The organism is Nocardia sp. NPDC059229, from assembly GCF_042754165.1.
In the GTDB taxonomy this organism is placed as follows: Bacteria; Actinomycetota; Actinomycetes; order Mycobacteriales; family Mycobacteriaceae; genus Nocardia.
In genome coordinates this window covers 213,089-227,847 of record NZ_JBHZAK010000004.1, presented here as the reverse complement: position 1 = coordinate 227,847, position 14,759 = coordinate 213,089, and the positions used below count along the sequence as shown (strand labels likewise).

Annotated in this window: 14 protein-coding genes; 8 read left to right on the top strand and 6 right to left on the bottom strand. The window is 66.5% G+C overall.

The window, feature by feature from the left end; translation table 11 throughout:
• Positions 1 to 157: 157 nt before the first annotated feature.
• The 3 genes from ACFXHE_RS12350 to ACFXHE_RS12340 form a co-directional block, all read right to left on the bottom strand.
• Positions 158 to 700 carry a TetR/AcrR family transcriptional regulator gene (locus ACFXHE_RS12350; protein ID WP_379382465.1) on the bottom strand — a complete coding sequence of 181 codons (543 nt, stop codon included), beginning with the start codon at positions 698 to 700 and terminating at the stop codon, positions 158 to 160.
• Positions 697 to 1,689 (bottom strand): NADP-dependent oxidoreductase, encoded by a 993-nt coding sequence (locus tag ACFXHE_RS12345; protein WP_379382463.1) that lies wholly within the window; start codon positions 1,687 to 1,689, stop codon positions 697 to 699. Before ACFXHE_RS12345 ends, ACFXHE_RS12350 begins: the two co-directional genes overlap by 4 nt.
• Before the next feature lie 669 nt (positions 1,690 to 2,358).
• Entirely contained in the window at positions 2,359 to 2,736 is a 378-nt protein-coding gene (locus tag ACFXHE_RS12340; protein WP_379382461.1) for a MerR family transcriptional regulator, read from the bottom strand.
• Positions 2,737 to 2,798: 62 nt separating this feature from the next.
• Between ACFXHE_RS12340 and ACFXHE_RS12335 the strand changes: the two genes are divergently transcribed.
• Positions 2,799 to 3,983, top strand: a complete 1,185-nt coding sequence (locus tag ACFXHE_RS12335) for an MFS transporter (protein ID WP_379382459.1) — start codon at positions 2,799 to 2,801, stop codon at positions 3,981 to 3,983.
• Positions 3,984 to 4,821: 838 nt separating this feature from the next.
• Here ACFXHE_RS12335 and ACFXHE_RS12330 read toward each other — a convergent pair.
• Together ACFXHE_RS12330 and ACFXHE_RS12325 are read right to left on the bottom strand one after the other, a co-directional pair.
• The gene (locus ACFXHE_RS12330; RefSeq protein ID WP_379382457.1) at positions 4,822 to 5,712 is read right to left on the bottom strand and encodes an alpha/beta fold hydrolase; all 891 of its coding nucleotides are present in this window, start codon (positions 5,710 to 5,712) and stop codon (positions 4,822 to 4,824) included.
• Positions 5,713 to 5,752: 40 nt separating this feature from the next.
• Positions 5,753 to 6,340: a TetR/AcrR family transcriptional regulator gene (locus ACFXHE_RS12325; protein WP_379382455.1), complete on the bottom strand. Its 588-nt coding sequence runs from the start codon at positions 6,338 to 6,340 to the stop codon at positions 5,753 to 5,755.
• A gap of 711 nt (positions 6,341 to 7,051) precedes the next feature.
• Here ACFXHE_RS12325 and ACFXHE_RS12320 point away from each other — a divergent pair.
• From ACFXHE_RS12320 to ACFXHE_RS12295, 6 genes are all read left to right on the top strand, one after another.
• Positions 7,052 to 7,447 carry a phage tail protein gene (locus tag ACFXHE_RS12320; RefSeq protein WP_379382453.1) on the top strand — a complete coding sequence of 132 codons (396 nt, stop codon included), beginning with the start codon at positions 7,052 to 7,054 and terminating at the stop codon, positions 7,445 to 7,447.
• Between the two features lie 174 nt (positions 7,448 to 7,621).
• On the top strand, positions 7,622 to 8,653 hold the full coding sequence (locus ACFXHE_RS12315) for a MauE/DoxX family redox-associated membrane protein (protein ID WP_379382451.1): 1,032 nt from the start codon (positions 7,622 to 7,624) through the stop codon (positions 8,651 to 8,653).
• A gap of 69 nt (positions 8,654 to 8,722) precedes the next feature.
• On the top strand, positions 8,723 to 9,151 hold the full coding sequence (locus ACFXHE_RS12310; protein WP_354834914.1) for a calmodulin: 429 nt from the start codon (positions 8,723 to 8,725) through the stop codon (positions 9,149 to 9,151).
• 203 nt (positions 9,152 to 9,354) lie between these two features.
• Complete coding sequence (locus ACFXHE_RS12305) at positions 9,355 to 10,035, top strand: succinate dehydrogenase cytochrome b subunit (RefSeq protein ID WP_379382449.1); 681 nt, start codon at positions 9,355 to 9,357, stop codon at positions 10,033 to 10,035.
• 2 nt (positions 10,036 to 10,037) lie between these two features.
• A complete protein-coding gene (locus ACFXHE_RS12300) occupies positions 10,038 to 11,972 on the top strand; it encodes a fumarate reductase/succinate dehydrogenase flavoprotein subunit (protein ID WP_379382448.1) in 1,935 nt (644 codons plus the stop codon).
• 14 nt (positions 11,973 to 11,986) lie between these two features.
• Positions 11,987 to 12,730 carry a succinate dehydrogenase/fumarate reductase iron-sulfur subunit gene (locus tag ACFXHE_RS12295; RefSeq protein ID WP_379382446.1) on the top strand — a complete coding sequence of 248 codons (744 nt, stop codon included), beginning with the start codon at positions 11,987 to 11,989 and terminating at the stop codon, positions 12,728 to 12,730.
• Positions 12,731 to 12,764: 34 nt separating this feature from the next.
• On the opposite strand, the gene ACFXHE_RS12290 is transcribed toward ACFXHE_RS12295, so the two are convergent.
• On the bottom strand, positions 12,765 to 13,856 hold the full coding sequence (locus ACFXHE_RS12290; RefSeq protein ID WP_379382444.1) for a winged helix DNA-binding domain-containing protein: 1,092 nt from the start codon (positions 13,854 to 13,856) through the stop codon (positions 12,765 to 12,767).
• A 54-nt stretch (positions 13,857 to 13,910) separates the two neighbouring features.
• Between ACFXHE_RS12290 and ACFXHE_RS12285 the strand changes: the two genes are divergently transcribed.
• Entirely contained in the window at positions 13,911 to 14,750 is an 840-nt protein-coding gene (locus ACFXHE_RS12285; RefSeq protein ID WP_379382442.1) for a glycosyl hydrolase family 32, read from the top strand.
• The last annotated feature ends 9 nt before the right edge of the window (positions 14,751 to 14,759 follow it).

Genomic DNA, 14,759 nt, shown 5'->3' with positions numbered 1-14,759 from the left:
AGCGGCGGTGTATCGCTAAGCCCCGAAGGGTTGACGCTGCTGCGTATACGGCATGCTTTACACGCTCGACCTGCGGAAACACATTGCTGCTGTCGATGTCTGAAGTAGTGTGCACAGATGTCAGAAGTCGTCTGCGCGAACAGTGAGTGGGGCTGTGTCAGGAGCCTGATCCGGTACCCAGGGCCCGCAGCGCGGCAGCGCGGATCTCCCGCCGGGCCGCGTCGTCGAGTAGGCCCGCGTTCTCCTGCAGTGTGGGTATGACGGTCTGGGCGACGGCGAAGGCGGCGCGGGCGCGAAGACGGTCGGCTGGCGTTGCCGTCGGGCCGGCGAGCAGATCGACGATCCGCCGGCATGCGGCATCGGTAGCGTGTTGCGGGATGAGGTCGACCACCGAAGGGTCGGTCGCGAATGCGACGAACAAGGCGCCGGTTTCGGCCGCGCCGTCGATGTAGTCGGCGAGGATCTGCGCTGGGCTCAGCCGCTGCGACTCGGCTCGCTCGATCAGCCGGGCTACAGCCGTGAACGGCGATTCCAGCAGTTCGGCGGCGATGCTCTCCTTCGTCTTGAAGTGGTAGAAGACCGCCGCCTTGCTGATGCCCGCCGCCGCAGCGATGTCGGCTATCGAGGTCGCGGCGTATCCCTTGCGCAGGAACAGTTCCCGGGCTGCGGCCAGGATCTCGTCACGACGGCCTGCGGTCACCGGGCGCTCGCCGGCATTGCCAGGACGATCTTGCCCTGGGCGTGCCCGCGTTCTGCGCGCTCGTGCGCACCGCGGGCGTCCTCCAGGGGGTAGACGCTGTCGATGGCGACCGTGAGCGTGCCGGCGTCGAACAGTTTGTTCAGCTCGCGCAGATCCGCCCCGCTGGACTGCACCTGTCCGCCGACTCGCGCGATACCGCGCCGCGAAAGCTCTTCGGGCGGATAGAACCCCAGGGTGATGGGAACCAGACGGCCACCGTCGACGATGACCGACAGCCAGCGTGCGGAATCGACTCCCCCGATGCTGCCGACACAGTCGATCGCGACATCCACCGTGCCGACGGCCCCGATCGGGTCTCCGGCGGTGTAGTCGACGAAAGTCTCGATCCCCAACTCGCGCAGGAACTTTTCGTGTCGACCCGACGCGACAGCGACAACCTCGGCACCGTGCAGCCGCGCCAGCTGCACTGCGAAATGACCGACCCCGCCCGCAGCGCCGACGACAAGCACACGCTCTCCCGGCTCAACCGCGCCGTGCCGGTGGATCTGCTGCCAGGCGGTCAGCGCCGCCATCGGCACGCCCGCCGCCTCGAAGTGGCTGAGCCGGTGCGGTTTCGGCGCCAGGTCGGCGACCGGCGCGTTCACATACTCCGCGTGCGTGCGGCCGGGGCCACGACCGTCGAACGGCGGGAAGCGCACAAGACCATAGACCTGGTCCCCCACCGACAATTCGGCAACGTCCGCGCCTACAGCAACGACTTGACCGGAGACGTCCGCGCCGGGAATGGACGGGCGCGCAATCGGAGGCCGGTACTGCGGCGGCAGGTCCGCGAACCCGCTCCGGCCGCGCAGGTCTGCGGGATTCACCCCGGCCGCATGCACCTCGAGCAACACCTCGCCGCTTCCCGGAGTCGGTCGGTCGATCTCTTCCACCCGCACCACCCCGGGACCGCCTGAGGTGAATATCACCACGGCCTGCATCGTCGCCATGACACCACAACCTTTCCATCCGCGCCCTGACCGATCGGTCAGGATTCTCATTGTGCGACACCCTGACCGATCGGTCAAGCAATCTCCGAGACGACCGTGTCGGCATGTGGGGTCCATCCGGTCGAAGACTGGCGGTAGCGCGGCTACCGCAGATAGCTTCCCGAGAGGGTTCCACCCAGGCGAAGCATCCGCCCAGGTCGGCATCCGAATTACCGCACATAGTGTGCGGCTATGTGCGGTAGAGGCTTAGCGCCGGATTTCTCAGCGATGTTCCTCGACCCCCAAGACCCGACCGGTTACTGATCGCGGTCGGGTCCAAACACATTGGGTCGCAACTTCACTGTGGCTCTGGCCACAGCCGATACAACGACATAACCTCTGGTCGAGCCATTGTCGTTGTTTTTCGCGCGATTGCTACTTCTGGAGCCCCGGAACGTGCGACGGGCTTCGGCCAGGGCGGTGGCAGGCACGATCAGTGTGTCGCTCATATCGACGACCGCGAATGCGATGGCCTGCACGTACGGCCCTGATGGGCAAAGTCGACCAGAGCGGCGCGGTCGAAAACCACACCACCGGGGAGCTTTTCGCTCATGCGGCGCCGGCGTGCGCCCCGCGGGGGCCTCCGGATCGTGCCTCGGTCAGGACGTTAGTGACAGACCGGAATCGTTACTACGCGGTGGCTGACGCTGTGAGGTTGTGTTGCGCAGGGGTCTGCGTGGTGGCAAGCAAGTTGTCAAGCAGCGACCGGGTGTGGGCCAGTTGTTCGATGTCGTGGGTGATCCGGCGGCGTTCTGCTTCGAGACGTTCGCGGCAGTTGTCCAGCAGCAGGGATTCGCCGGACAGGCAGGTCAGGATCTGGCCGATGAGGTCCATGCCGAGGCCCGCAGCGAGAAGGGTCTGGATGTGCGCCACCTTGTAGACATCGGAGTCGGTGAAGATCCGGTATCCGCTGCGGGTTCGATCCGGATTCAGGACGCCCTTCTCCTCGTAGTAGCGCAGCGCTCGCACGCTGACACCGGTCCGGTCTGCCAGCTCGCCGATCTTCACCTGGCCGCTCCGTTCGCTCCGGGCTTGACTCTCACGTCGACGTGAGAGTTTAGCGTGCCAGCATGCTTCGACTTGCGATCCTCATGCTTTGCGTCTTCAGCATCACGACCGGCGAGTTTGTAGTGGCCGGAATCCTGCCCCAGGTCGCCACCGATCTCGGGGTCGCCGTCGGCACCGCAGGCCTGCTGGTCACGGCCTACGCCGTGGGCATGATCATCGGTGGCCCGGTGCTCACCGCGATGACCGCCGGGATCGACCGGAAGCGGCTGATGCTGGCGTTACTGGTTGTGGCGGTCGTCGGGAATGCGGTCTCGGCCCTCGCCCCCGGGTTCCCGATGCTCCTGGCCGCCCGCGTGCTCACCGCGCTGGTGACCTCGACCTTCTTCGCCCAAGCCATCGTGATCGCCGTGCAGTCCGCGCCACCCGAACGAGCCGGGACCATGGTGGCCCGGCTGGCGTTCGGGATGAATCTGGCCATGATCCTCGGAGCGCCGATCGGCACCCAGATCGGCCATCAGTGGGGTTGGCGCGCGACGTTCGCCGCGATCGCGGTTGCCTGCCTGATCGGGCTGGGCCTGGTGTTCTGGCTACTCACCCCGCCGAGCGATGCGGGTCGAACCTCGGCGGTCTCGGAATTGCGAGTGTTGCGACAGCGGCCGGTGCTGGTGGCGCTGGCCATCACCGCGATCGGCAACGTCGGTGTTCTCATGGTCTTCAGCTATCTCGCCCCGCTGCTCACCGATCTCGGCGGCCACCCCGCCGCGCGGCTGCCGGTCCTGCTCCTCGCCTACGGCGTCGGCGCGACGATCGGCAATCTGCTCGGCGGCACGCTCTACGACCGCAACCCCCGACTCTTCCAACCAGCCCTGCTCGGGCTGCTGACCGTGACCCTGGCGAGTACGTGGTTCGTCGCCACCTCGACCGCACTCACCGCGGTGGCGGTCGTGGCGATCGGACTGCTCGGCTTCGCGATCATCCCCGGCATGCAAGCACGCGTCATGACGACCGCCTCCGAAGCGCCCACGTTGGCCATGGCCGTCAACGCCTCCGGTTACCAGGTCGCGGCCGCCTGCGCTGGCTTGTTCGGCGGACTCATCGCCGACTCCACCGCCGGACCCAGACCCATCTACCTCATCGCCGCGGGCCTGACCATGTGTGGATTACTCCTGACCGCCGCGGCTACCCGCGCCTCACGTGGGACCCGCCGCGAAGACGCCGGAGCGCAGCGGGCGGACGTCCGCCCGTAGGCTTCGGCCCGAGTTGGCCGAGGGCTTGGCTATTACAGTCGATCGGCTTGACGCCTCCCAGCTTTGGGAACAAGTCGGCGGCCCATTGAGTCCTCGATAGGTACCCTCACGCCTCAGCTCAGAGCGGTCGACTGGATCGATGACGCTCCTACGCAAGGGCTGGCATGGAACCGTTACGGGTTTGGGGCCGCTTCCTCCTTTGAGGAGGGTGGGTTCCATCATGTCGAGCGTTACCCGCCCGAGGTTCGTAAGAAGGCCGTCCGTCTGTCTTGGAGCGACTGGATGAGTTCGCGTATGCCGCCGCCAAGGCGATCGGCCTGCTGGTGGATGTGCATTACGAGACGTTGCGGGTGTGGGTGAAGAAGGCGCTCGCGCAGGGCGCCCCGCCGGTCGGCAAGGCCGGTGCGGGGTTGTCGGCGGCCGAGCGTGAGGAGGCGAAGACCCGACCGATTACTGATCGCGGTCGGGTCCAAACACATTGGGGCGCAACTTCACTGTGGCTCTGGCCACAGCAGATACAACGACATAACCTCTGGTCGAGCCATTGTCGTTGTTTTTCGCGCGATTGCTACTGGAACCCCAGGTCTCTGGCCCGAGCGTGGCTTTCGTTTGCCGATGCTCCTCGACCCGAAACCGAGCCGAGGTGCCGACGAACCCGATCCGTTCCTTCACCGACCTCGCATCGCCTGTGGGCGGCAGAGTATCTGCGGCCACCGACAACCGACGCACGCGAGAAGGTCAACGGGCCAAGATCACCCAAGGCCCAGCAGCCAGGGCAGCACCATGTGGATGGCGAGGCCCGCTGCCAACCCTCGAAGGTTCTTCGAGGGTTGTCGACTCATGCGGGCGTGCGTTGTACCAATTCCTGGATGAAGGCGGTGACATCCACGGGCTTTTCTTCTGCCATGAAGTGGCCGGCATCGATCGGCTTGTAGGTGGCGGTCGGGGCCCATTGCTGCCACAGGGCGGATGCGTCGAATCCGAGGCGCGCCCCCCAGTCCTGGGAGATCACTCCCACGGGCATGGCCAACTGGGTGCCTGCTTTTCGGTCGGCTCGGTCCATCTCGAGGTCGATACCGGCGGTGGCCCGGTAGTCGGCGACGATGGACGGTACAGCGCGCGTGGAACTGTCGATGTAGTGCTGGCGTACGTGTGGTGGGAATGTGGTTCCGCTGGGGTCCCAGGCGTCGAGGAACGAGCTGAAGAAGTCTTCGGCGACTGCTTCGATCATCCGCTCGGGCAAGCCTTTTGGCTGCGCCATCAGATACAGGTGCCAGGCGACGGCTGCATCGACGCCGTGCAGCACGTCCCAGGTATCCATGGTCGGCAAGACATCCAGGATCCCCAAGTGGGTGATCTTCTCCGGGTGGTCGAGCGCGGCCCGGACCCCGACCAGAGCGCCGCGGTCATGGCCGATCAGGCTGAATTGTTCGTATCCGATTTCGCGCACAATGTTGACGATGTCGTGCGCCATGGTCCGCTTCGAGTAGGTGTCCGGGGTCGTTTCTTCGGGTTTGCCGCTCGCGCCGTAGCCACGCAGGTCGGGCACGATAACCGTGTACCGCTCGGCGAGTTCACGGGCGACATGCCGCCACATGAGGTGAGTTTGCGGGAAGCCGTGCAACAAGACGATGGGGTGGCCGTCACCGCCGATGGCGACATTCAGATGGACGCCACCCTCCCCGGGGAGCTGTCGGTATTCGAAGCCGTCGATCGTCGTGCCCGTCATGGGCGCGCACCTTTCGTTGGTTGGGTTGAGAAATGTGTCGTCAGGAGAAGATGGCCGGCAGCGGCGGTTCGGGTCTCCCGCTTGCTTGCAGAGCGGGAATCAGGATGGTGTCGACCAGGTGCGACAGGTATTCAGGTCCTGCCGGAAGCCCGTTGAGCCTGCGCAGAAGCAGCACTGACCCGGCGATCTCCTCGTAGGGGAACGGTTTCGCGCCCGCTGGTAGCTCTCCACGGCCGATCGCCGCGGACATCACCGATGCCGGCAGTTTGGCCCCGGTCGGCCCCGTCACCTCTTCGATATGACGGCACAAGTCGGGGTCTTCCAGGCCCGCTTGGAGCAGCATCAAGCTCATTGTCGCGTCGGCCGAGCGCATAGTGGTGTCGAGCCGTTCGCACAAAGCGATCAAGTCTCCCCGCAGGGAGCCGGTATCCACCGCGTCGGCGGAGTTGCCGGACGCAGGGCCGGCCTTGACCGCGGCGACCACCATGTCACGCTTGGTCTCCCAGCGCCTGTACAGCGTCGCCTTCGACGCCCGGGCACGACGCGCGACCGCCTCGAACGTCAACGCGTCATAACCGACCTCGCCAAGCAGTTCCAACACGCACGCGAGAATCTCGACCTCGCGCACTCGATCCCGAGGCCGTCCAGTACGCACCCCAGTGGCCGCGTCCCGGGAGCGCTCATTACGAAACGACACGTTCTGTACCGTAACAGAGCGCAGACTCGACATCCATCGGTCGGTGGTCATGCCGGAAGGACACGTGGCTACCTATCCGCCGAGCGCGAGCCAGCGCTGACCCGGTTTTACGACAGCTTCATGTACCGGGTGACGCGATTCTTACCGGCAGCCCTGCCGGGCGGCCTGATCGGCTTGGGCGGCGCCACCAATAACAGGCTGAGAATCCCCAGCAGCCCAAACCGCCACGCCCTCACCAAAACCCAATAGTCCCGGGTCCAAATAGTCTTGCTACACCGACATAACTTCCCGAATAGCCCGGAAAGGCGACAGCCCCTTCGTCTTTCGGCGGGGCCCTGATCAGCCGGAACCGGGCCTCGGGACGTGTCCACCGAACACGGTGTGAGGGTCCAAGTTCCGGTCACACCTCTTCCACCCTTCGGTGATGACTCGGGCATTCCACGCCCCGGTGGATCCGGAGGCCGCGACGAATCCGCCGACGCGTATGCCCACCGCCACCGCCGCTGCGTGGTGCGGACCGCGGGCGGCCGTTGATCGAGAAGACCGCAATTTCCCATTCCGGCGGCCCCGTCCACGCCGTACTCTCGAATGGCATTGCCTCATGAGCGAGAAACCAATCGGTTACGAATTCAGGAGGTCGACATGCAAACCCAGGACAAGATCAGCACGGGAATGTTCCGTATCGATCTGGACAGGTTCTTCATGGAACAGGCGCGCCGCGTGGTGTCGGGTCTCGGCGATGGACGAGATGACCACCAGCCGGAGGCCGAGCAGCGTGAGGTGACCATCACCCGGAGCCCGGACAAGAGCGAGGTATTCGACCGCTGGATCCGGCAGTCGCTGAAGGACCCCCACGGCGCGAGAGCGAATATCACGATCACCGAGCTGGACGGCCATGGGGAGCCCGTGCTGGCGATCAGTCTGATAAATGCCTGGACTCGCTCGTGGAACGTTCCCTCGCTCGAGGCCGGCAACGCCGGGCCGGCGAATGAGACCGTCACTCTCTCCTGCGACAGGATGAAAATCGAGCAGTTCTAGCCCGCGGCGTACCTACCGCCGCATGAGCTGTGCAAGGCCACGAACTCGACGATCAGATCCCAGCCGGCGGTCTCGACCTCCACGAGGCCGCCGAGCTGGGGTCTTCGCAACACCTCGAATACTCTTCCGGCGATTCTCGATTCGAATAATCGCTGATGTGGGAGGGTGCGGCCCATGCTGATCGAATACGGGGTGTGGGTTACGCGATTGGCGCTCGCCGTGGTGTTCGGGTTGTCGGCCTGGGGGAAACTGGCCGATCGCGCCGGTACGCGGCAGGCGGTGGGGGAGTTCGAGGTGCCGGTGCGGTGGGTGCCCGCCGTGGCGTGGGGGCTGCCGGTCGCCGAGGCGGTGTTGGCGGTCGGCGTCGTCCTGCCGTGGACGGCCGTCGCGGCGGCAGTCGGCGCGCTGCTCCTGCTGATGGTCTTCACGGTGGTCATGGTCCGCTTGTTGCGGCGCGGCAAGCGCCCCTCGTGCTCATGCTTCGGCGCGGCGAGTACGACGCCGATCGGTGCGCGCAGCATCGTGCGCAACGGTGTGCTGATGGTGCTCGCGGCGTCGGTCGTATGGGGCGGTTTGGCCCGTCCCTCGGTGCCCGCCGGACTGGCTGCCGATGCCGCGACGGGGCTCGCGCTCGGTGCGCTGCTGTGCGGGGTCCTGGCGTGGCTGGTCGGCCAGGTCGGCGCGCTGCGGCGCCGGCTGGACGAGCAGGCGCTCTCGACGCTGGGCGCCGAGGGCCTGCCGGTCGGCTCGGTCGCCCCGGAGTTCGAGTTGCTCGACCTCGCGGGCGCCCGTACGAACCTCGCGGACCTGCTCTCGGGGGGCCGGGCAGTGCTGCTGGTGTTCGTGCACCCGGGCTGTGAGATGTGCGCCGCGCTGGCCCGTGAGCTGCCGCGGTGGCGGGCGCGCACGGCCATGACCATGGTCGTCGTCGGGAACGGCGATGCCGATGAGCAGGCCGTTTGGGGTGCCGAACAGGGTCTGGGCGAGATCCCGTCGCTGGTGCAGCAGGGCAACGAGGCGGCGCTGCGATATCGCGTTCGCGGTACACCGTCGGCTGTGCTGATCGACGCCGAGGGCCGGGTCGCCGCGCCCGTTGCACGGGGCGCTATCGCGATCCGTGAGTTGATTTTCGCCGGGAGATCGATCCGACCCCAGCTTTCCTCTCGAAGCAATGGCCACCACGCCGCTAACCAGGGCCAGAACTGACCCGTCGGTCCGGTTAACGCCGCCGGAAACCGGCTGGAAGTCCAAATCGATTGTCGCGCAGAGAATTTCGTGTACACAGCGCTCTCGCGCCGATACGATGCTGAGTGCATCGATGCAGAACCGCGTACGAATCCCATCCACTACTTCTGGCAGGGAGATGTCATGGCGGACTTCGCATTCACCGATTACTCCGGCAAGGAATTCATCATCCGGCTCAATGACCCGCAGCGCATCGCGGAAGCACGTCGGATCCTGTCCGGCGAGGAGCAGATGTCGATCCATGTCATGGGACGCATCAGGAAGCGGGTGGCCGACTACAACCCGGGTTGGAGCTTCCACCTCGATCCGGACACGATCAGCTTCTTCACTGTGGCGATCGAGGTCTGCGACTCGGCTATCTCCTACGTCGAGGAAAACCTGGACGAGGCTTGCGGCGCTTTCCTGCCGGGTTGCTTCTGGTGTCCGTGGTCGTCCCGACTCACCCGAGAGATCCGCTGATCGCGACGCCGTCGGCGGCGGACCCCGGCCGAGTGCTTTCGGCCGGGGTTCGCTGGTTCGGTCTCCGTGTGACATCGTTCACGGGCCGCATTCACTACTTGCAGTAGTAATTCCGGTTGCAGCTCGGTGCATAGGCCAGGGTCATGGAGACCAGAGCGTTGGGGACTTGGACCGGGGGTGCGGAGCGGACGTAGTTTCCGCTGGTGGCTGTCGTAATACCTGAGCTCTACCGGACGACGGTGGGCAAGAAGGCCGTGATGGCGGTGACCGGGGGCATTCTGGTGCTTTTCCTCATCGCCCACATGGCCGGGAATCTCAAAGTGTTTCTGGGGGCGTCGGATTTCAATCACTACGCCGAGTGGCTGCGGACGGTTGGTGAGCCCGCGGTGCCTCGGCGGGGGTTGTTGTCGGCTGTGGAGGTCGTGCTCGCGGTGAGCGTGATCCTGCACATGTGGTCGGCGGTCTCGCTCGCGCGTACGGCGCGGCGCGCCAGGCCGGTCGGGTACGCGGCCAAGAAGAAGTCGCATGCGCAGGGTTATGCCGTTCACACCATGCGGTGGGGCGGGGTGATCATCGCGCTGTATCTCGTCTGGCATCTGCTGGATCTGACCTTCGGCGCGGTGAATCCTTTGGGCCGCAACGCGACTCCGTACGAGAAGGTGGTCGCCGACTTCGCGCCGTCCCACTGGTACGTCACGCTCTTCTATGTTGTCGCCGTGGTCATGGTGGGTCTGCACCTGCGGCACGGCATTCGCAGTGCCGCCCGGACCCTGGGTCTGGCCGGCGCTCGCGGCTACGACCTGCTCGCGGCCGCCGTCTCGATCCTGCTGGTCGCCGGTTTCCTGGCCGTCCCGATCGCTGTCTCCTTCGGATGGGTGAAATAGCCATGAACGACAGTCTTTTCCGTATCGGCGAGCCGATCGCCGACACCAGAGCGCCGGGCGGGCCGATCGCCGAGCGCTGGACCACCCGCAAGTTCGAGGCCAAGCTGGTCAATCCCGCGAACAAGCGGAAGAAGACGGTCATCGTCATCGGCACCGGGCTGGCCGGCGGCTCGGCGGGGGCCACTCTGGGGGAGCAGGGCTATCGCGTGATCCAGTTCTGTTTCCAGGATTCGCCGCGGCGGGCGCACTCGATCGCCGCGCAGGGCGGGATCAATGCCGCCAAGAACTACCGCAATGACGGTGACAGCGTGCACCGGCTGTTCTACGACACGGTCAAGGGCGGTGACTACCGGTCCCGTGAGTCGAATGTGCACCGGCTGGCGGAGATCTCGACGCAGATCATCGATCAGTGTGTGGCGCAGGGTGTTCCGTTCGCACGGGAGTACGGCGGCCTGCTCGACAATCGGTCGTTCGGCGGCGCGCAGGTCTCGCGCACCTTCTACGCCCGCGGCCAGACCGGGCAGCAGCTGCTGCTGGGCGCGTATCAGGCGCTGCTGCGGCAGGTCGACGCGGGCACCGTGGAACTGCATGCGCGGCACGAGATGCTCGACCTCATCATGGTGGACGGGGTGGCGCGGGGCGTGGTCGTGCGCGACCTGGTCACCGGCGCGATCCGGTCCTACACGGCCGACGCCGTGGTGCTGGCCTCCGGCGGGTACGGCAACGTCTACTTCCTGTCGACCAATGCCATGGGCTCGAATGTCACGGCCTCGTGGCGGGCGCACAAGCACGGCGCGTACTTCGCCAATCCCTGCTTCACACAGATTCATCCGACCTGCATCCCGGTCTCGGGTGAGCATCAGTCGAAGCTGACGCTCATGTCGGAGTCGCTGCGCAACGACGGCCGGGTGTGGGTGCCCAAAAATGTTGGGGACCAACGTAAGCCGAACGATGTGCCGGAGCACGAGCGCGATTACTACCTGGAACGCATCTATCCGGCATTCGGCAATCTGGTGCCACGCGACATCGCCTCCCGCGCGGCCAAGAACGTCTGCGACGAGGGCCGCGGAGTCGGGCCGGGCGGACTCGGCGTCTATCTCGATTTCGCCGACGCCATCGGGCGGCTCGGCGTCGATGCGGTGAAAGCCAAGTACGGCAACCTTTTCACGATGTACGAGCGGATCACGGGCGAGAACCCGTACGAGATGCCCATGCGCATCTACCCCGCCGTGCACTACACCATGGGCGGGCTGTGGGTGGACTACGACCTGCAATCCACCATTCCCGGACTGTTCGTGATCGGGGAGGCCAATTTCTCCGACCACGGCGCCAACCGGCTCGGGGCCTCCGCACTCATGCAGGGCCTGGCCGACGGGTATTTCGTCCTGTCGGCCACCCTCGGCGACTATCTCGCCCGCGGTCCGGTCGGGGAGGTGCCGGCCACCGCGATCGCGGCCGCCGAGGCCCGGGTCACCGCGATGATCGACAGACTCCTGTCCATCCGGGGCGACCGCACCGTCGACTCCTTCCACCGCGAGCTCGGCCACCTCATGTGGGAGTACTGCGGCATGGAACGGACCGAGGCGGGACTGCGCAAGGCGCTGGCCCTGATTCCCGCACTGCGCGCGGAGTTCTGGGAGCGCGTCAAGGTACCGGGCTCCGGCGATGACCTCAACCAGTCGCTGGAGCGCGCGGGCCGGGTGGCCGACTTCCTCGAACTGGCCGAACTCATGGTCATCGACGCCCTGCACCGCACCGAATCCGCGGGCGGCCACTTCCGGGCCGAGTCGCAGACCGAGGATGGTGAGGCCCGCCGCGACGACGAGAACTTCTCCTATGTCGCCGCGTGGGAATGGAACCAGGACGCGCCACCGACGCTGCACCGGGAAGCGCTGAGCTACGAGTACGTCCAGCCCAGCACGCGGTCCTACAAGTAAGAGCGGAATCGAGAATGAAACTCACCCTGCGTATCTGGCGGCAGCGGAACTCCCGCGACAAGGGCCGGATGGTCGACTACGGCGTGGAGGTCTCGCCCGACGCGTCGTTCCTGGAAATGCTCGACGTCCTCAACGAACGGCTCACCGGCGCCGGCGAGGAGCCCATCGCCTTCGACCACGACTGCCGCGAGGGCATCTGCGGCGCGTGCTCACTCGTCATCGACGGCACTCCGCACGGCCCGGAGCAGGCCACCACGACCTGCCAGCTCCACATGCGGAAGTTCGCCGACGGCGACACGATCACCGTGGAACCGTGGCGGGCCAAGGCTTTTCCGGTCATCAAGGACCTGATGGTCGACCGCTCGGCCTTCGACCGGATCATCCGGGCGGGCGGCTACATCACCGCGCCGACCGGCGCCGCACCCGAGGCCCACTCGATCCCGGTCCCGAAACCCGACGCCGACCTCGCCTTCCAGGCTGCCGAATGCATCGGCTGCGGCGCGTGCGTGGCCGCCTGCCCCAATGGTTCGGCCATGCTCTTCACCGCCGCCAAGGTCACCCACCTCGGCCTCCTGCCGCAGGGACAGCCGGAGCGCCACTCCCGCGTCGTCGGCATGCTCGAAGCCCACGACGATGCGGGCTTCGGCGGCTGCACCAACACCGGCGAATGCACCCTCGCCTGCCCGAAGGAAATCCCGCAGGACGTCATCGGCCGCCTGAACAAGGACTTCCTCCGCGCTGCGAGAAAGGCCCGCTGACCCCCTGATGTGGCCGCGCCGGAGAGAGATCCGATCAGCGCGTCTCGATCATGATCTTGCCTTCTTCACCGGATACGACGAGCGGGAGCAGGCGTTCGGCCTCGTCGCGGACAGCGGCCTCGGTGGCATGGGTGAGGGAATGCCAGGGCGTGATCCGAATCGTGGAACCGTCCAGATCCCAACGGCCGTGGACGAATCCGTCGACGAGATACATGGGCACTCCGCCCGAAGCGATCTTGGCGATGCGGGCGCGGTCGGCATCGCTGATGATGCGGCTGCGGTCGCGGTGGCCGAGGCAGGCATTGTCGAAGGCGGGGAGAAAGCGGACGGGGGCGGGCAGTTCGGCGTCGGCGATCGGGGCGTCCGGGAGGTCGAAGAGTTCGCGGCCCGAGTCATCGTGCAGGACACGCAGTTCCGGGCGCAGGCGGGCGATCACCGCTGCCAGCCGGGTGACGCCCGCGAACTCCTGGATGTCGGCGGCGGTGGCCGGGCCGTAGGCGGCCAGATAGCGGCGGACGAGGGTTTCCGGAAGCGGGCCGTCGGCCAGGGGCGTGCCGATCGCCTCCTCGGCCGGCGACACCGAGACCGAGCGGCCGCGCCACGCGCCCCACACGCCCGCGGCGGGATCATGTACCAGCGGGTGGATGATGCCGAGCGCGTGGACCAGGACGCGCGGTTCACGGCCCGGGAAGCGTTCGGACAGCCTTTTGCCGAGGTCGCGGCGGGAAGTGGTGGTGCCGGTCAGCAGTTCTGTTCCGGCCGAGGCCAATTCGGCGATATCGAGGCCCTCGACCGCATCCCGGAGGTAGGCCGAGCGGAGCGTGGGCTCGATCGCCGGGCGGACCGTCGGGTACAGCCAGCGGTAGTCCTGGGCGTCCGTCAGGTGGACGGTCCGGCGAATCGTGGTGGCGCGCACCACTGTTCGATCACGCAGCAGCGCGGTCAGATCTTCGTGGCGGAAATCGGTGAGGCGCGACCACAGCCCCACATACGGCCAGTTCGGTTCCTGCGCCTGCATCGCGACCAGATGCCGGACCAGCTCCGCGGCGGGCATGGCGACCCGTTCGTTCAACTTCTGACGCAGTAGCAGCGTGCGGTTTAGGGTTCGCAGCGAGAGTTCCGGCATGGGTCCATTGTCGAACGGAAATAGGACAGGTCGGGTCCTATATGGAGGACGGGTATGGGCATGGTGACAGCGGGGGAGTTCCGGCGCATCTACGACCCCAGCGAGCCGGATCAGTGCTGGTACATCAACGATCACACCCTGGTCCAGGACGTCGGCGGGCGCTGGCACCTGTTCGGCATCACCCATCCCGAGCCCGCCGACCCCTTCGACGAGACCGAGTTCGCGCACGCCACCGCCGACGATCCGCACGGCCCGTGGACCAAGCATCCCGCCGCGCTGACGGTGGACCGCGAGCGCGGCGAGACCCACCTGTGGGCCCCCTTCGTGGTCCGCGACGGCGACATCTACTTCATGTTCTACGACGGCGGCGGAACCGACCGCACCGCAACGGGTATGGGCCTGGCCACCTCCGCCGACCTGTTCCACTGGACCCGGCATCCGGGCGGCCCGGTCTTCCGCGACGGCTACGACGCCCGCGACCCCATGGTGCTGCGGGTGGCCGGGCAGTGGGTCATGTACTACTGCGCGACCAGCGCCCCCACCGGCGGCAACCACGTCGTCGCCTATCGCACCAGCCCGGACCTGCTGCACTGGAGCGAGCGCCGCATCGCCTACACCGACCCGGCGACCGGAACCGGCGCGGGCAACACCGAATCGCCGTTCGTGCTCCGCCACGCCGGCGCCTGGTATCTGCTGATCGGTCCGCGCCCCGGCTATGTCGGCACCGAGATCTTCCGTGGCGACAACCCTTTTCACTTCGACGCGTCCGGCCGCGTGGGGCACGTGCCCGCCCACGCGGCCGAGGTGATCACCCACGACGACGCCCTCTGGATCACCCACGCGGGCTGGGCGCAGGGCGGAGTCGCGCTGGCCCGCTTGCACTTCCCACGCTGAGACAGCCAG